Here is a 17,892-nt window from a genome sequence, read left to right as displayed (position 1 = left end):
GCGGGAATTCTAGCAAAATATGCTATGCTTTTACACCTTAAACCAGTGAGGAAGAAAAAATGAGCGATATTTTACACCTATTGCACCACCGCCGTTCCAGCAAGAAGTTTGGCGACCTAGCGCCCAATGCCGAGCAGTTAAATAATATCCTAAAAGCCGCCCTGCGTGCGCCGGATCACGGGCGGATGAAGCCCTATCATTTTGTGGTTATCGAAAAAAGCGGCATGGGCCAGTTGCACCAGTATTTAAGTGCAGCTGTTGCAGAATTTGGCTTAGATGAACACGCCCAGCAAAAAGCGGCCAAGCTCTGCAAACAAGCACCTATGGTGATTGGTGTGGTGGCTAAAATTGATCATAACTCGCCCAAAGTGCCGGCCTGGGAGCAGATGGTTACGGCAGGGTGTGCCACCTATGCCATGCAGCTGGCTGCCAATGCTCAGGGTTTTGATACGGTTTGGATCAGCAAGCGTTGGGTGGATGGCGCAGCCCTGCGTCAAGCCTTTGGCTGTGAGGAGGGCGATAAGGTCATCGGTCTGATTATGATCGGTTCCCCGCCTGAAGTACACGATGAGCCGAAAAAATCTGCCCGCAGTGAAAACCCTGAAGATTATGTGAGTGTTATCCGCTGATGAAAACCATCTTAATCACGGGCTGCTCCACAGGCATTGGCTTGGCCACGGCAGAATTGCTCAAGGCGCAGGGCTGGCAGGTTTGGGCCTCTTGTCGCAAGCTTGAAGATAAGGCCCGCCTAGAGCAGGCCGGCTTTAAGGCCTTGCTGTTGGATGTAAATGATTCAGCCCAGATTAACCAAGCCTTTGAGCAGATTGCCGCAAGCGGTGGGTTAGACGCGGTTTTTTGCAATGCCGGCAATGGCCAGCCAGGTTGCGTTGAAGACATTCCCCGTGAAGCCCTGCGGGAGATTTTTGAAACCAACGTTTTTGGTGTGTGGGAGATTATGAACCAGGCCCTGAAAATCTTTCGCCAGCAGGGGCATGGCCGTATTTTGGTGACCAGCAGCATTTTGGGCTTTGCCGCCATGCACTTCCGAGGCGCCTATAATGCGACCAAATATGCCGTGGAGGGCATGGCCGATACCCTGCGTTGCGAGCTGGCAGGCTCTAATATTTACATCAGCCTGATTGAACCAGGCCCCATTGTCAGCCAGTTTCGGGCTAATTCCTTGGCCAAGCTCCATCAATATATTGATGTTGAGCAAGTCCACCAAAAGGCCTTTTACCAAAAGCAGATACAACGTTTAAGCCGTGCTAAAAACGACAACCCCTTTGCCCTGCCCGCCCAAGCCGTGGCCCAAGCCTGCCTTCAGGCCCTCAATGCCCGCAGGCCCAAGGCTCGCTATCAAGTGACTTTTCCAACCAAGCTCTTTTGGATCTTAAAACGGATTTTGCCGACAAGGGTGTTTGATTTTATTTGCCGAAAGTCGGGTGGGTAGAGCAATCAAATAAAGTGATTGATAAGTCCCCCCCTCAGCCTTCGGCAGCTCCCCCCGCAAGCAGGGGGAGCGAAAGATAGATATTTTGCTTATTTGTAATATATTTCCCTCCACCCGCTTGCGGGGGAGGTGCCGAAGGCGGAGGGGGGAGATTAGAGCAAATACCACAAATCACTCAAGCACTTAATCGGTGCCTTGTATTCACTCATTTTTTGATGAAAGGCGATGCGGTCAAACCCTGTTCTTTCAAAATACTGCTTTAGAAAATGCGCCTGTTCTTGGGGCTAAGTGGGTTAGCTTCCATAAACATGGCAACATCAAGTACAGGGTCGGACAGGGCGGCGTATTCCCAGTCAATAATAAAGAGCTTGCCTTCATGCTCAATCAAATTACCCAAGTGTAAATCATGGTGGCAGAGGGCTTGGGCGAAGGGTGTGATGGGAGCCAGTCTTGGGCAGGGTTTTTGTGCTTGAAGATCAGGCGGCAGGTTGTGCCAAAGGAAACGGCAACGTTCAGCCAGATCCAATTTTGCAAGATTAGGCAGGTTTTCGACCGCTTGTGTGTGTAACTTGGCCAAGTGTGTAGCCAGTTGGCTAAGTAAGGGCAGGCTAAAGGCGCTTGGCACTTGTCCTTCCTGCCAATGGAGCAGCTCGCCCGTGTGGTTGCTAAACAAGACCTTGGGGGCAAAGCCCAAGGGGGCGATGAATTCTAAAATGGCGGCTTCTTGCTGATAGTTTATGCCTAGGCGGGTGGCCCGTGGGCTTTGGCTACGCAGGACAAATCGCTCGCCCTTTTCCAGGGTGATGAGGTGGCTACAAGCGGTCAGGCCTGTGAGTTTTTTCACAGAAAGGACCGCTTGTTGAGAGGCAGTTTCCAACCAGGCTAATAAACTCATTTGGGGCTGCGGGCGTAAAAGCGGTATTTGGCGCTTTCGGCCGTGGGCTTGTCGAGGGCCAGGGACTGGGTTTGCTGGGCTTCTAGCCAAAGAGACTGCCAAGGGCTTGAATGGCCTTGAGTCACACCGTCCAAATCATACCAAAAGAGCTTATAGCTCAAGGCCAGAGCCTGATTAGAAATGTTGGTCACGGCCAATTTTTCAGGGCAGGCCTTGACCTCAAGCTGAGGGGCAAGGTCAGCCTCCACATTAACAAGCGGCTTAGAGCCTGCGGGCAAATAGCTGGCTGGGTTGCTGGAACAAGCGGTTAAAAACAGGGCAAAACCTGCAAAAAGACTGACTTTCGACATCATTTGCAGACCATCTTGCCCAGCGGCTCGCCGCCTAAAAGGTGGAGGTGGATGTGGAACACTTCTTGCCCGCCGTGCTTGTTGCAGTTCATAATCAGGCGGTAGCCATCTTCAGCAATGCCTTCTTCCGCAGCCAGTTTGCGGGCCACGGTAAAGAGGCGGCCCAGGGCTTGCTCGTCTTCCGCTTCCACATGATTGACGGTTGGAATAAATTTATTGGGAATGATGAGAATATGGGTTTTGGCCTGGGGGGCAATGTCACGAAAGGCGGTGACCAGTTCGTCCTGATAGACAATGCTGGCTGGGATTTCCTTACGGATAATCTTACTGAAAATGGTTTCTTGGTAGTCGGTTATCATGATTTGTCCTTATTGAAAAAAAGCAACCTAATTTTCCCCTTTTTTCAGCCATTTTGCAAAGGCTTATCTGCGATTTTCCCTGCTTATCAAATAGCTAAGGGGGCGATTTTCTGCTATACTTGTCCCAATTTTTCGGCCTCTGTGGCCATGTTAGCTAAGTAATAGGAATAACAATGTCTGAACAAAATCAAACAAATAGTTATGATTCATCGAGTATCAAGGTCTTGCGGGGATTGGATGCGGTGCGTAAACGCCCTGGCATGTATATTGGCGATACCGATGATGGCACGGGTTTGCACCATATGGTCTTTGAGGTGGTGGATAACGCCATTGACGAAGCCCTTGCAGGCCACTGTCAGGACATTGTCATTACCATTCATTCGGATAATTCGGTTTCCGTCCAAGATGATGGCCGTGGGATTCCTGTGGGCATTCACCCTGAAGAGGGCGTGTCGGCAGCCGAGGTGATCATGACCGTCCTGCACGCAGGCGGGAAGTTTGACGATAATTCCTATAAGGTATCAGGCGGCTTGCACGGCGTGGGCGTGTCGGTGGTAAATGCCCTGTCAGAAAAGCTTCAACTAACCATTCGCCGTGAAGGCCATGTGCATGAGCAATTCTATTCCTTGGGCGAGCCGCAAGCGCCGCTGGCCATTATTGGCGATACGGAAAAAACGGGAACAACCGTGCGTTTCTGGCCAAGCTACGACATCTTCAAAAACAATACTGAATTTGAATACGCCATTTTATCCAAACGCCTGCGGGAGCTTTCCTTCCTTAACTCAGGCGTGTCTATTCGCCTGGTTGATGAACGTGATGGCAAGGAAGAGCACTTTAAATACGAGGGCGGGATCAAGGCCTACGTGGAATTTCTCAACGAGGGCAAGACCCCAATTCACCCAACGCCTTTCTATATTTCCACCGAAAAAGACGGGATTGGCGTGGAGGTCTCTCTGCAATGGAACGATTCCTACAATGAAAAGGTTTTCTGCTTTACCAACAACATTCCGCAGCGTGATGGCGGCACCCACTTGGCTGGTTTCCGTGGTGCGCTGACCCGTGCCCTTAAGTCCTATATGGACAACAGCGGTAAGGTTAAAAAGGCCGATGCCAATATTGATGCGTCAGGCGATGATGCCCGTGAGGGCTTGGTGGCGGTGATTTCTGTCAAAGTGCCAGACCCGAAATTCTCCTCCCAAACCAAGGACAAATTGGTGTCTTCTGAGGTGCGGGGTGCGGTGGAAAGTTCCATGAATGAGAGCCTGTCTGAATACCTCTTGGAAAACCCAGACGATGCCCAAGCCATTGTAAATAAAGTGATTTCTGCTGCCCGTGCTAGGGAAGCTGCCCGCAAGGCTCGTGATGTGAGTCGTAAGAGTGCTTCAGGCCTAGGCGGCTTGCCAGGCAAATTGACCGACTGCCGTGAGAAAAACCCAGAGCTTTCTGAACTCTTCCTTGTGGAGGGGGATTCTGCGGGTGGATCTGCCAAGGGCGGCCGTAACCCGAAAAATCAGGCTATTTTGCCGCTCAAGGGTAAGATCCTTAACGTAGAAAAGGCCCGTTTCGACAAGATGCTATCTTCCAAAGAGGTGGCCACCTTGGTGCGGGCTCTGGGTACAGGCATCGGCCGAGATGAATATAAGCTCGAAAAACTCCGCTACCACAAGATCATCATCATGACCGATGCGGATGTGGACGGCGCCCATATTCGTACCCTGCTTTTGACCTTCTTCTACCGTCAAATGCCAGAGCTGATCGAAAACGGCTATATTTATATTGCCCAACCGCCGCTTTATAAGGTCAGCACCAAGCGTGGCAGCAAGGTACAGGAGCAGTATATTCAAGACAATGACGAAATGGCCCAATATGAAATCTCTCTGGCCTTAGACGGTGCCGCTCTTTATGTGAGCGACACTGCACCAGCCCTGAGCGGCCTGGCTCTGGAAAGCCTGATTGGCGAATACCGCAATGTACAAAAATTGTTTGAACGCTTGTCTCGCCGTTATCCTTTAGCTATTTTAAACGAGCTGATTTATCAGCCTGTGCTTTCGCCTGAATTTGCAAAAAATCAGGAAAATATGACCGCTTGGACGGAGGCCTTCCTGCAAACCCTCAACCATAAGGATGCAGGTAACAGCTTCTACCGTGGCCAGGCCGTCTTTAATGCCGAACGCCAAATTTATGAGCCAGAAATTATTGTGACCACCCATGGTTCAGACACCACCTATCGCCTTGATTTTAACTTTATGACAGGCACCGAATACGGCCGCATTACCACCCTAGGTAATCAGCTCAAGGACTTATTAGAACCAACCGCCTATGTGATGCGGGGAGCTAATAAACAAACGGTTGCCAGCTTTGAAGAGGCCTTGGATTGGCTGGTTAAAGAATCCCGCAAGGGCCTGGAGATTCAACGCTATAAAGGATTGGGTGAAATGAACGCCAAACAGCTTTCCTCCACCACCATGGATCCAGCCGCCCGTAAGCTGCTACAGGTGAAAATTACTGATGCTATTGTGGCCGACAAGCTCTTTACCACCCTCATGGGAGACGAAGTAGAACCTCGCCGAGAGTTTATCGAAACCAATGCGCTCAATGCTAATTTGGATGTTTAACCCTTTTTCTTTTGACTTAAGCGAACCTGAGGGTTCGCTTTTTGTTTGTATAAGGAGATTGTTTTTTAATCAAATAAAACTGTACTAGTAAAATAGTACAAATTTTTATTGACTTTAGTAGGGCTTTCTTCTACCTTAGAGCCACTTACTTGAGGTCTGAATAACGAAGGAAAGCACTATGTACCAAAACGACGACTTACGCATTGAAAATATTGAACAACTTTTACCCCCTGTGGCCCTTTTAGAGCGTTTTCCTGCCAGCGATGTTGCTGCTGAAACCGTGCGTAGCACCCGTGCGGCCGTGCATAAAATTCTACACGGTGCAGATGATCGCCTCTTGGTGGTTATCGGCCCTTGTTCTATTCACGATCCTAAGGCCGCCCTTGAATATGCACACAAAATTAAGGAAATGCGAGCTAATCCTAAAATCAACCAAAACCTTGAAGTGGTTATGCGGGTTTATTTTGAAAAACCACGCACGACGGTGGGCTGGAAGGGCTTGATTAACGACCCATACCTCAACGAAACCTTCGCCTTAAATGATGGCTTACGCATTGGTCGCAAGGTGCTTTCTGATATTAACGATTTAACCGTGCCAGCCGCAGGCGAGTTTTTGGATATGATCACCCCACAATATGTGGCCGATTTTATGAGCTGGGGCGCTATTGGCGCCCGCACCACTGAATCTCAGGTTCATCGTGAACTGGCTTCAGGCCTTTCTTGTGCAGTTGGCTTTAAAAATGCCACTAATGGCAGCGTAAAAATCGCCCTAGATGCTATCGGTGCGGCTGAAGCTCCACACCATTTCTTATCAGTCACCAAATTTGGCCATTCTGCTATTGTCTCCACCACAGGCAACCCAGACTGCCACATTATTTTGCGTGGTGGCGACAAGGCGACCAACTATGATGCTGAATCCGTTAAACAGGTCTGCGCCGACATCGAAAAATCTGGCCGCCGCCCACATGTGATGATCGACTTCAGCCATGCCAACAGCCAAAAACAATTCAAGCGCCAATTAGATGTATGTAATTCCGTCTGTGAACAAATTGCCGCAGGTTCAGACCTGATTTCAGGTGTAATGATCGAAAGCCACTTGGTGGAAGGCCGTCAAGATCTCGTGGAAGGCAAGGAACTGGTTTACGGCCAAAGCATTACCGATGCCTGCATCGGCTGGGAAGACAGCGAAAAAGTGCTGTTCCAGTTGGCAGAGGCGGTGGAGCAGCGTCGTAAATCTCGAGCATAAGTGCAAGCGGTAAGATGAGCAAGTTTTCTTGCAAATCTTACCGTTTTTTATTGGCCCAACGAGCCTTGTTGCTCGCCTTGATTTTCGATAGAATGTTGCGATTATTCATTCTTATTCAGCGACTATGACTCACACCCTCTTATGCCTAGATACCGCCACGGAAGCCTGTTCCGTGGCCTTGCTCCACCAAAATAAACTTACCTTTTTAGACGAACTTAGCCCTCGTTCCCATACTCAACGTATTTTACCCATGATTGATGAACTCCTCAGCCAAGCGGGAATTAGCCTACAAGCGGTTGAAGCCCTAGCCTTTGGCCGTGGCCCGGGCAGTTTTACGGGCGTTCGGGTAGGGATTGGTATCGCCCAGGGCCTGGCTATGGGGGCTAACTTGCCTGTTCTACCTATTTCTAACCTTAAAACCATGGCAGAGCAGGCCTACCAAGAACTACAAGCTACTAAGGTGATTGCCCTGATTGATGCCCGGATGAATGAGGTTTATTTTGCCCAGTTTGAACGCACAGAAGCGGGCTGGGTTGAGATTGTTGCTGAGCAGGTTTGTTCGCCTGAAAGGGCAATAGCACAGTTTGTAGAGCCTGAAAATTGTGTAGTTGTTGGCACGGGCTGGGCGGCCTATTCCCAATTTGAAGAGGCTAATTTGGGAGCAGCTATAAGTGAGATTACCCTGCCTTCAGCCAAGTATATGTTAAGCCTTGCCCAGGCGGATTTCGCACAAGGTAAGGCCCAATCTATTTTTGAGGTGGAGCCGGTTTACTTACGTAATGAGGTGACTTGGCAGAAGTTGCCGCATAAACAGTAGGGGATAACATGTCGCTGAGTATCGAACATCTACAACGTACTGCAGATACACTTGAGCAAGCCATCGAAAAACTTGCCCAGGTTGAGCCTGATGATATTCTTTACGATCTCTTTCGCAACGCGGCGATTAAGAGCTTTGAATTATCCCTTGAAACCACGGGCAAGCTTTTGAGAAAGCTCCTCAAACTTTATGTAGGCAGCCCCAAAGAAATTGATCGTTTGGTTTTTAATGATCTCTTTCGCTATGCAGGCCAGTATGAACTGTTAGATGAAGGGGCTGTCGGGCGTTGGTTAAATTATCGAGCCAATCGTAATAATACTGCCCACGACTATGGTGTGGATTTTGCCAATGAAACCCTACAACTCTTGCCAGATTATTTGCAGGATTTGCGGGCCTTAAGCCAGAAAATGCAAGAGGTCTTCGATGCCCAGACGTGATTTAAGCCAACTTTATCTCAAGCCCCACCACCTTGAAATGCTTTTGCAAATTTTTCAAGAAACCATACCGCTTGCTAAAGTTTGGGCTTATGGCAGCCGAGTAAAGGGCACTGCCTATGATGGGCGAGATTTGGATTTGGCCGTTTTTGATGTCAGCTCAGAGGAGCTGGCTAGGTTAAGGGTGCGTTTGCAGGACAGTCTCTTGCCTATATTGGTTGATGTCCATCGCTGGGACAGTTTGCCCGAGAGCTTTAAGCGGAATATTGAGCAGGATTATATTGTTTTACAGTGACATTCTAACCTAGCACGAGCCGTGCTAGGTTACTTAGTTGAGCCGTTCCACGGCTCTAAAGGTATGCTTTTTTGAGCAAGATCTATAAAGAGCTACGGAGTAGCTCAAATAAGTAGCCCCACACGGCTCGTGTGGGGTTGCAAAAAGCAAGCGAGTCTAGTAAGGTTGAACACATTTCCAAACACAAGATCAAAACAAAAAGGACAGAATATGACATTAAAAATCGGCATCGTCGGTGCAGGCGGGCGAATGGGTCGCCAGCTTATTCAAGCGGTACATAATAATCCAAATGTTGCACTGGGTGCAGCCTTTGAGCGTAAGGGTTCATCCCTAGTCGGGGCGGATGCAGGCGAATTAGCTAGCGTGGGCTCGCTGGGTGTTATCGTGACAGATGATTTAGCCTCTCAAGCCAATCATTTTGATTTATTGATTGATTTTACCCGCCCTGAAGGCACGCTGGAGCATATTGCCTTTTGTGTGGCTCACAAGAAAAAAATGGTGATTGGCACAACCGGCTTTGATGATGCAGGCAAAGCAGCCATTCAAGCGGCGGCGGAGCAGGTTGCCATTGTTTTTGCTTCTAACTATAGCGTGGGCGTAAACTTGGTCTTTAAACTTTTGGAAAAGGCCGCCAAGGTGATGGGGGATTACTGCGATATTGAAGTAATTGAAGCCCACCACCGCCATAAGGTGGATGCCCCGTCTGGTACGGCCCTTTCAATGGGTGAGCATATTGCCAAAACCCTGGGTCGAGATCTGAAAACCCACGGTGTGTTTGAACGTAATGGCATTACGGGCGAACGCAAGCGGGATGAAATCGGCTTTGCCACTATTCGAGCTGGTGATGTAGTAGGTGAACACAGTGTCTGGTTTGCCGATGAGGGCGAGCGGGTAGAAATTGCCCACAAGGCCTCCAGCCGTATGACCTTTGCCAACGGTGCCGTGCGGGCTGCCAGCTGGTTGCAGGGCAAGCAAACAGGCTTGTTTGATATGACGGATGTGTTAGATCTGAATAACCTCTAGGGAGAGCTTATGTTTACGCAAAAAGAAGCAGGCTATGACCAATATCTTGCAGAACAAGTTAAGCAAGGACTTGAATATTTGGAAAATGGATATTACTGCACAAGTGAAGAAGCCTTTAGTGAGCTAGATGAGTTATTAATCTAATAAAAAATTTAAAAAAGGATATATATGACCAAATTCAACAACATTGAAACCACCCTTGTCCAAATGGGCAACCGTACCGACCCACGCACAGGTGCAGTGGCCACGCCCATTATTTTATCGACTGCCTATGGCCGTGATGGCCTGGGCGAGTCCACGGGCTTTGATTACACCCGCACCAAAAACCCAACCCGTGCCGTGCTAGAGCAGGGGATTGCCGATCTTGAGGGTGGCGATGCAGGTTTTGCTATGTCTTCGGGAATGGCGGCCATTCAGCTGGTGATGTCCCTCTTTAAGGCACCAGATGAGTGGATTATTTCTAGCGATGTTTATGGCGGCTCCTACCGCCTCTTTGACTTCTGCTATAAGAACAACCACACCATCAAGCCTGTTTATGTCAATACGGCAGACCTGGCCGCCATTGAAGGGGCGATTACGCCTAACACCAAGGCCATTTTTATCGAAACCCCGTCTAATCCGCTGATGGAAGAATGCGATGTCGCGGCTATTTCCAAGATTGCCAAAAAGCATAACCTAATCTTAATCGTGGACAATACCTTCCTTACCCCAGTCCTTTTCCGCCCGATGGAACATGGGGCCGATATTGTCATCCACAGTGCCACCAAATATCTTTCAGGCCATAACGATGTTCTGGCAGGCTTAATTGTAGCCAAGGATTCGGAGGAAACTAAAAATGAAGCAGGCCAAACCTTGACAGAACGCCTCTTCTATATCCAAAACGGGGCAGGGGCGGTCTTATCGCCTTTTGATGCCTACTTGGCCGTCCGTGGCCTAAAAACCCTGGCCCTACGAATGGAACGCCACCAGTCTAATGCGACCGAACTGGCCAAGTTCTTGGCAGATCAGCCAGAAATCGACAGTGTGCTTTATTCAGGCAAGAGCGGAATGCTCTCCTTCCGCTTGCAAAAGGAAGAATGGGTGCCGAAATTCCTCAAGGCCATCAAGCTCATCACCTTTGCCGAAAGCCTGGGTGGGACGGAAAGTTTTATTACCTATCCAGCCACCCAAACCCATATGGATATTCCAGAGCACGAGCGAATTGCCCGTGGGATTACTAATACGCTTCTGCGTTTTTCGGTTGGTTTGGAACATGTGGAAGATATCAAGGCAGATCTACGCCAAGCCCTTGACCTTATGAAATAGGCCGTAACTTAGAATAAAAGGAACACAACATGTCACAAGTCTATAATTTTAGTGCCGGCCCAGCCATGATCTACCCAGAAGTGCTGGCCCAGGCTCAAGCCGAGCTGACCAACTGGCAAGGCCAAGGCACATCGGTGATGGAAGTCAGCCACCGTGGCAAGTATTTTATGGAGCTGATTAAGCAAACCGAGCAAGACCTGCGCCAGCTCTACGCTATTCCAGACAACTATCACATCCTCTTTTTACAGGGCGGGGCAAGAGGGCAGTTTGCGGCCCTGCCCATGAACCTGCTTGGTATTAAGGGTAAGGGCAAGGCCCTTTATTTGAACAGCGGCCACTGGTCGGCTACTGCTGCCAAGGAAGCCCGTAACTTTGCTGAAATTGATGAAATCAATATTGTTGAAGAGGGCCGAGTGACCCGCCTGGATTTCAGCGATATTGCTGAAAACTACGACTACGTCCACTACTGCCCAAATGAAACCATCAGCGGCATTGAAATTTTTGACCTGCCGAAGGTGGGCAATGCCGTGCTAGTGGCGGATATGTCGTCTAACATTCTTTCCCGCCAGCTTGACATCAGCAAGTTCGGAGTGATTTACGCAGGCGCCCAGAAAAACCTTGGCCCGGCAGGCATTACCTTAGTTATCGTGCGTGATGATCTAATCGGCCATGCCCGCAAGGAAACGCCATCCATTTGGAACTATGCCGTCCAGCGTGATGCAGACTCCATGATCAACACCCCGCCAACCTTCGCTTGGTATCTCTGCTCCCTGGTCTTCAAACATATGTTGGCCATCGGCGGCCTGACTGAAATTGCTAAACGCAATGCCGCCAAGGCGCAAAAACTCTATGATTATATCGACAGCAGCAAGCTCTACCGCAATGTGGTGGCCAAGGAAAACCGCTCGACCATGAACGTGACCTTTGTTACCGGCAGCCCAGAGCTGGATGCAAAATTTGTGGCCGAGGCAACCGCTTGTGGCCTACAAGCCCTCAAGGGTCACAAGGTCTTGGGTGGGATGCGAGCCTCGATTTATAACGCCATGTCTTTGGTAGGCGTAGAAGCCCTGATTGCCTTTATGCAGAAGTTTGAGCAGGAAAACTTCTAAGTGATGGCGCAAGCGCCCTCGCTTGTGCCTATTTTCAGCACCAGCCTGGAGGCTGGCGCTATCAAGCCTTAAACCATAATGTCCTACAAGCGGCCAGAATTTGCAACTTTTTTGCAAAAACTGACCGCTTGTTCCCCAAATAAGGATCTTATATGCAATACCTCTCCCTCGCCAACCCAGGCGTACAAACCCTCTCTCCCTACCAAGCTGGCAAGCCCATTGAGGAGCTGGAGCGGGAACTGGGCATCAGTAACATCATCAAATTAGCCTCCAACGAAAACCCTTTCGGCTTTCCTGAAAGTGCCAAGCAGGCCATTATCAAGCAGCTTGATGATTTAACCCGCTACCCTGATGCCAACGGTTTTGAACTCAAGGCCACTCTGGCCCGCAAGTTCGGCCTTGACCTTGCCCAAATCACCCTAGGTAATGGCTCCAACGATTTGCTTGAGCTTTTCGCCCACACCTTTGCAGGCCAGGACGATGAAATCATCTACTCCCAATATGCCTTTATTGTCTATCCGCTGGTGACCAAGGCCATCAGTGCTAAGGCTCGGGAAATCCCTGCCAAGGACTGGGGGCACGATCTGGAGGCCTTTTTAGCAGCCATCAACGACAAAACCAAGCTCATTTATGTAGCCAACCCCAACAACCCAACAGGTAATTTCTTAAGTGAAGCCGAAATCGACCGCTTCCTGGCCCAAGTGCCTGAGCGGGTTTTGGTGGTGCTAGATGAGGCCTACACTGAATTTACCGAGGCCAGCAAGCGGGTCAATTCCTTCAAATTATTGCAAAAATACCCGAATTTGATTGTTTCCCGCTCCTTATCCAAGGCCTATGGCCTGGCAGGTTTGCGGATTGGTTATGCCGTATCTAATCCTGAGATTGCCGACCTCCTCAACCGTGTCCGCCAGCCCTTTAACTGCAACAGCCTGGCCTTGGCCGCAGCCATTGCTGTGCTGAATGATGATGCCTTTGTGGAAAAGGTGGCCCAAAACAATCGCACGGAAATGGCCCGCTATGAGGTCTTCTGCCAAGCACAGGGGCTAGATTACATTCCTTCCACGGGCAACTTTATCACCATCGACTTTGCCCGCCCAGCCGCCCCGATTTACGAGGCACTTTTACGAGAAGGCGTTATCGTTCGCCCTATCGCAGGTTACGGTATGCCAAATCATTTACGCATTAGCATTGGTCTGCCTGAAGAAAATGATCGTTTATTCGTCGCCCTCACCAAGGTGTTGGCCGCCTAAGAGGGGAGATGATGGATATTTTATTGATGATTAAAGCGGTAATTATGGGTATTGTGGAAGGCATTGCCGAATTTTTACCCATTTCAAGCACAGGTTATTTGATTTTAACCGCCGATCTGATGAACTTCTGGGACAAGGAAAAGCAAGATCTCTTTATTGTCTTTATTCAGTTGGGGGCGATTTTGGCTGTCATTTATGATTACTGGGGCCGGCTCTGGAATGCCTTGATGGGCCTGATCACAGGCCGAGCGGAAGGCATGGCTAACCCACGAGGCTTGGGCCTGGCCCTGATTGTGGCTACCATTCCCGTGATGGCCGCAGGCCTGATTTTTAAGGACTTCATCACTGGCGTGCTTTTCCACCCGCTGGTGGTGGCCAGTATGCTGATTATCGGTGCTTTGCTCATTATTTATGTAGAAAAACGCCCTAGCCCCATTCTAGCCCATGAGGCCGAGCAGATCAGCCTCAAAACCGCCCTGGCCATCGGCCTTTGCCAATGTTTAGCCCTCATTCCCGGCACCTCCCGTTCAGGCTCCACCATTATCGGCGCCCTCTGGCTGGGCGTTTCCCGCAAGGCGGCGACAGAATTTTCCTTCTTCCTGGGCATTCCCGTTATTATTGGTGCAGCCCTGCTGGATCTGCTAGACAAGCGTGATGTCCTGCAAACCAGCCAAGATTGGATTATTCTGGCTATCGGCACGGCGGTCTCCTTCATCGTCGCCCTCTTGTGTATCCGCCTGATGGTGGCCTGGGTCAGCAAAAAAAACTTTATGATCTTCGCTTATTTGCGGATTATTACAGGCGTCATTGTACTGGCAGGCTGGGGCTTGTTTAACTACCAGTTCCAAGGCTAGGCCACAAGCGGTTGAATTTGCCGATTTTTTTGCAAAATGGTAAATTGAAAATAGCATCAACATAACCAAGCACGATTAAGGAGAAAAGCATGGCTCAACAAGATCTTTACCCTCTCTTATTTAAACACTTAGGCACATCAACCGATAGCCCTAGTTTTAAATCCCTGCTGCGAGATAGCCTGGGCAGCCAAGATTTTCCGAGCTTTGAACCTGAGGACGAAGACGACAATCCAGATGTCTATGCCTGGGTGCTAGTGGCCGACAAGGGCCTGGAGCTGGGTTTTACCGATAAGGCCTATTTTGATGGTAAGCCTGATTGTGCCTGGTTTTCAGACGGGGCAATCTTGTCCCAGCTCTATTTTTATTGCCATTTTGATGATATTGAGGCCTATGAAGGTGCCTTACCTTACGACATCACTTGGCAGGACGATAGGGCGGCTGTATTGAAAAAAATGCAGGCCGCAACAGGCCAGCTCCGCCAGTCTGAACATTCGGATGTTTGGGAGTTTGATGGTTATCTGATCACCGTGAATTACAATCAAGCCAGCCAACTGGCCGAGCGGGTTGTTATCCACCTCCTGCCGCCTCCTTTAAAGCAGACCCTGCCTTCGTGGGAAGTCTTGGCACAATATTTGGATAAGCCTATCAAGAGCGATTTTATGGCCCTTTGGCAAGGGCATTTCACGCAGGAGATGTTAGAAGAAGCTATCGAATACGACTATAACCAAATCGATCTTTTAAAAACTTATGGTGTAACTTTAGCGGTCATGAGTTTAGATGATGAACTGTTCTTACAGGGAGTAACCCTTTATGCCAATCGAGAAATGGATTCCATCGGCTGGCAAGGAGCGCTGCCCTTGGGGCTAGATTTTAATGATAGCCCAAGGGTATTAGAGGAGAAAATCGCACAAGAACCAAGGATATTTGATTCCGAAGTGAATGATGGCTATGCAGTGTGGGATTTTGAAGACTTTAGCCTCAGAGTGTTATTTAGCAACTTTACCAATAAGCTTCTACGTGTCAGCCTAGAGGTTTTTGAGGAAGAAGACGACAATCTGGATTTTTCTGAAGATGATTAAATAAAGCACAAGCGGTTGATTTTGCAGATTTTTTTGCAAAATTGACCGCTTGTGTCTTTGGGGCTTGGTATGTTTAATCTTAAATAAGGAAAATAAAATGAACACGTTACGCAAAGCAATTCAGCCTGATTGGGAAACAGCCGAGCGCTTGTATCCACTTGTTTTAAGGCGGTTAAAAGAATATGAGGTATTTTGGGATGCTCAAAGCGAAGAGACGCCTGAGGAAGTTTTTAACACTGAATATAAAAAAATGGAACAGGAACTTAGCCAGTTCACAGGCAAGGATTTATCCGATGTATGGCTCTGGGAATGGTGGGAAGATAACGGTATTGAAGTGTTGGCTTTTGATGTGGCATTACCTGCTCCTAAAAAACATACCGATTTGACTAAAGCAGATTTACTCGCCCTTGTGCATATTATTTGCACCCAGGATTTTGAAAGCGAAAGTGACTTTCAAGAGGAATTTAAACCGTTTATGTTTTATCAACATCAATATTTTCACCAATTTCTAGAAATAAACTTTAAAAAAACGTATAAACCCAATTATTTTTACAGAGAACAAGATAAAAACGGCAAATGGTATCAACTTTCCGAAGAGGAAATTATAGAAAAAATGTGGAAGTAAGGCTCCAGATAGCGCTAGCCTATAGGCTACAAGTTTTCAAAACTTTTTATCCTTGATCTTAAATAACCTTTTGTAGGGACGCATTGCATGCGTCCGTTGCGATATAAAAATAACTGATTGATTTTTATGAGGCTTTGAAATAGAGACGGACGCATGCAATGCGTCCCTACCATTCACGTTTAATTGTGTTCTAATGTTTTGAGGCATATAGGACAAAATAGTTGGTCTTTTTGCACTTTATGCCTCTATAGGACAAAAAAGTTGGTAAAGATTATTTTAACAGATCCTTACCAACTCTTTTTGTTCAAAAAGTCCTGTATAAACAAGATCTTATGCTTTCTTGTTAAACCGCTGTGCGGACGTAATTTGTCTTTTAGTTCCTTAAATAAACCTTCAATCCTATTTGTTGTCTTTTCAATATTTAATTCAGGATATTTCTCATAAGTAAAAATATATTCATAATAACGCTTAATACTCGCAGCAGCACTTCTTACACTTCGATGTTTATAAGGGTATTTCCCTTTTTCATTTGGTTTATCTGACCGTTCACTTAAAAACTCCTGGTGTTTTCTCTTCCATTCATATATTTTTAAATAAAATTCATTTTTAGAGCTGGTTTTAAGCGTCTTAATAATACTTTTTAATTCTCTTCCTGCATGTGATTGATGTTTTTTTCTCAATGCCCTCATTACGATTGCTACAAGATGAAACTGACACATCTGTGTTGGTGTATTGAACAAATCTTTTAAGAGGCCTCTACGCCCATCACAGGTAACTGATTGAATAATATAATTTCTTTCCCTTAAACGGTTCATGGCCTTCTTGTAATAGATATCTTTTTCTGTTTTGACTATTTGGTGATAAACCACCTTTTTTGTAGAGCTATCAATAAACACCATTACACCAAAATCTCGGTGAAAGAATGTTGTATCAATAATTAAGTTCAAGTATGTATTTTGAGGTTTATTTAAGGAGGATTTAGGGTGCTTCTCTAAATATCTTCGAATAGTTCGAGAAGAGCAAGAATATTTTTCTGCTAACTGTACTTGTGTTTGTTTTCCAGATGAATAATCAAGCCAAATTTTTTCAGGATCTAATTTATTCTTAAAGGTAAATGTTTTATTACAGCTAAGACATTTGTAACGCTGTACATTATTTTGTTTGCCATACTTCTGGATCGGGGAATGTTGGCAGAAAGGACAGTTTTTTGTGCATATTTCAAAAAGAGGGCTTAAAGCCTTGTACTATAAGGCTTTAAGCCACTTTTTACCAACTATTTTGTCCTATATGCCTGTTTTGAAACACTTGTGGCGAGGACGCTGGCGCCATCAAAGCGGTAGCTACTCCCTCGGCACGCCCCTTAACAAGGGCGTTGCATTATCAAAGGGCGCTTGTGAAGTTGGGGCGGGTGCTAGGTCGAAACGCATAATAAAGGGTTTCTTAGGCTCAACCTGGCTTGGGCTTTGGGCATCCCAAAGCTGGCTGAGGGAGACCAGTTCCACTTCTTTAGGCAGGTTCTTGATGCCGGCTTGCAGGGCGCTGATGCTGTGCTTGCGGGGATGGCCGATCATAATGGCCGTGCCGTGTTTTCGGGCGTAATTAACGGCAGCCTGAAACTGGGCCTGGGTGTTGACAAGGGTGTCGATGTCGTCTAGGAAGATATGCCGCTCCAAGGCCTTTAGCCCCAGGTTTTTAGCGGTTTGGTAGGCTACACTTTTGCCGTTGGTCTTGCTGTCTAAAAAGGCCAGGTTTTCTGCCTTGAGGCTGGCCATTAAATGGTTCATCAGGGCTTGATCTGCGGTGGCTCGGCTGCCCATGTGGTTGTTTAGGCCAATGGCATGGGGAACCAGCTTTTGGGCTGCCTGAATAAGGTTACTGACCTGCTCCTGGCTCATGCCTACCTTAAGCGCGCCTGCTTCAATGGGCTGATCTTTGAGGGGCTGCATGGGCAGGTGGATGATAACATCTCGGCCCTGTGCATAGGCCTCTTTGGCTCGAGCTGTGGCAGAAGGGGCAACAGGAATAATGGCCACCGATACCTCTTTGGGCAGGGCATAAATAGCCGCATCTTCCTTGGCCCGATAGCCAATATCATCAATCACAATGGCCAGTTTGCCCGCCCAGGCAAGCGGGCTTAAAAGGGCAAAAATTTGCAAAAAAATCGCTAAAAATAACCGCTTGTACAT

18 protein-coding genes and 1 pseudogene are annotated in these 17,892 nt (G+C 48.0%); 14 read left to right on the top strand and 5 right to left on the bottom strand.

All coding sequences use genetic code 11. The features are described from left to right. The first annotated feature begins 59 nt into the window (after window positions 1-59). On the top strand, window positions 60-629 hold the full coding sequence (locus A4G20_07465; GenBank protein QIW16178.1) for a nitroreductase: 570 nt from the start codon (window positions 60-62) through the stop codon (window positions 627-629). Beyond that, window positions 629-1,450 carry a short-chain dehydrogenase gene (locus A4G20_07460; protein QIW16177.1) on the top strand — a complete coding sequence of 274 codons (822 nt, stop codon included), beginning with the start codon at window positions 629-631 and terminating at the stop codon, window positions 1,448-1,450. Before A4G20_07465 ends, A4G20_07460 begins: the two co-directional genes overlap by 1 nt. A gap of 152 nt (window positions 1,451-1,602) precedes the next feature. On the opposite strand, the pseudogene A4G20_07455 reads toward A4G20_07460, so the two are convergent. The 3 genes and pseudogenes from A4G20_07455 to A4G20_07445 form a co-directional block, all read right to left on the bottom strand. Beyond that, window positions 1,603-2,345: pseudogene (locus A4G20_07455) on the bottom strand (hypothetical protein). Then, entirely contained in the window at window positions 2,342-2,695 is a 354-nt protein-coding gene (locus A4G20_07450; protein QIW16879.1) for a hypothetical protein, read from the bottom strand. Before A4G20_07450 ends, A4G20_07455 begins: the two are co-directional and overlap by 4 nt. Further along, on the bottom strand, window positions 2,695-3,054 hold the full coding sequence (locus tag A4G20_07445; GenBank protein ID QIW16176.1) for a histidine triad nucleotide-binding protein: 360 nt from the start codon (window positions 3,052-3,054) through the stop codon (window positions 2,695-2,697). Before A4G20_07445 ends, A4G20_07450 begins: the two co-directional genes overlap by 1 nt. Before the next feature lie 173 nt (window positions 3,055-3,227). On the opposite strand from A4G20_07445, the gene A4G20_07440 reads away from it, so the two are divergent. From A4G20_07440 to A4G20_07385, 12 genes are all read left to right on the top strand, one after another. Continuing rightward, window positions 3,228-5,669, top strand: a complete 2,442-nt coding sequence (locus A4G20_07440; protein ID QIW16175.1) for a DNA gyrase subunit B — start codon at window positions 3,228-3,230, stop codon at window positions 5,667-5,669. A gap of 178 nt (window positions 5,670-5,847) precedes the next feature. Further along, window positions 5,848-6,915: a 3-deoxy-7-phosphoheptulonate synthase gene (locus A4G20_07435; protein QIW16174.1), complete on the top strand. Its 1,068-nt coding sequence runs from the start codon at window positions 5,848-5,850 to the stop codon at window positions 6,913-6,915. Between the two features lie 124 nt (window positions 6,916-7,039). Next, window positions 7,040-7,732, top strand: a complete 693-nt coding sequence (locus A4G20_07430) for a tRNA N6-adenosine(37)-N6-threonylcarbamoyltransferase complex dimerization subunit TsaB (protein ID QIW16173.1) — start codon at window positions 7,040-7,042, stop codon at window positions 7,730-7,732. A gap of 8 nt (window positions 7,733-7,740) precedes the next feature. Further along, window positions 7,741-8,169, top strand: coding sequence for a nucleotidyltransferase (locus tag A4G20_07425; GenBank protein ID QIW16172.1), 429 nt, complete (start codon window positions 7,741-7,743; stop codon window positions 8,167-8,169). Continuing rightward, window positions 8,156-8,461, top strand: coding sequence for a hypothetical protein (locus A4G20_07420; protein ID QIW16171.1), 306 nt, complete (start codon window positions 8,156-8,158; stop codon window positions 8,459-8,461). Before A4G20_07425 ends, A4G20_07420 begins: the two co-directional genes overlap by 14 nt. A 210-nt stretch (window positions 8,462-8,671) precedes the next feature. Further along, window positions 8,672-9,484, top strand: coding sequence for a 4-hydroxy-tetrahydrodipicolinate reductase (locus tag A4G20_07415; protein QIW16170.1), 813 nt, complete (start codon window positions 8,672-8,674; stop codon window positions 9,482-9,484). Between the two features lie 168 nt (window positions 9,485-9,652). Beyond that, window positions 9,653-10,789 carry a cystathionine gamma-synthase gene (locus A4G20_07410; protein QIW16169.1) on the top strand — a complete coding sequence of 379 codons (1,137 nt, stop codon included), beginning with the start codon at window positions 9,653-9,655 and terminating at the stop codon, window positions 10,787-10,789. Between the two features lie 29 nt (window positions 10,790-10,818). Further along, complete coding sequence (locus tag A4G20_07405; protein QIW16168.1) at window positions 10,819-11,898, top strand: phosphoserine transaminase; 1,080 nt, start codon at window positions 10,819-10,821, stop codon at window positions 11,896-11,898. A 152-nt stretch (window positions 11,899-12,050) separates the two neighbouring features. Then, window positions 12,051-13,148 carry a histidinol-phosphate transaminase gene (locus A4G20_07400; protein QIW16167.1) on the top strand — a complete coding sequence of 366 codons (1,098 nt, stop codon included), beginning with the start codon at window positions 12,051-12,053 and terminating at the stop codon, window positions 13,146-13,148. A gap of 11 nt (window positions 13,149-13,159) precedes the next feature. Beyond that, complete coding sequence (locus tag A4G20_07395) at window positions 13,160-14,002, top strand: undecaprenyl-diphosphatase (protein QIW16166.1); 843 nt, start codon at window positions 13,160-13,162, stop codon at window positions 14,000-14,002. An 89-nt stretch (window positions 14,003-14,091) separates the two neighbouring features. Then, window positions 14,092-15,081 (top strand): hypothetical protein, encoded by a 990-nt coding sequence (locus tag A4G20_07390; protein QIW16165.1) that lies wholly within the window; start codon window positions 14,092-14,094, stop codon window positions 15,079-15,081. 97 nt (window positions 15,082-15,178) lie between these two features. After that, window positions 15,179-15,706 carry a hypothetical protein gene (locus A4G20_07385; protein QIW16164.1) on the top strand — a complete coding sequence of 176 codons (528 nt, stop codon included), beginning with the start codon at window positions 15,179-15,181 and terminating at the stop codon, window positions 15,704-15,706. A 287-nt stretch (window positions 15,707-15,993) separates the two neighbouring features. Here the strand turns inward: A4G20_07385 and A4G20_07380 are convergent, their stop codons facing one another. Then, window positions 15,994-16,605, bottom strand: a complete 612-nt coding sequence (locus tag A4G20_07380; protein QIW16163.1) for a transposase — start codon at window positions 16,603-16,605, stop codon at window positions 15,994-15,996. A gap of 441 nt (window positions 16,606-17,046) precedes the next feature. Then, a complete protein-coding gene (locus tag A4G20_07375) occupies window positions 17,047-17,892 on the bottom strand; it encodes a hypothetical protein (protein ID QIW16162.1) in 846 nt (281 codons plus the stop codon).

The organism is Pasteurellaceae bacterium RH1A, from assembly GCA_012221805.1.
In the GTDB taxonomy this organism is placed as follows: Bacteria; Pseudomonadota; Gammaproteobacteria; order Enterobacterales; family Pasteurellaceae; genus RH1A.
Note: the sequence above shows the minus strand (reverse complement) of the source record. Positions and strands in the feature narration are given on the sequence as shown.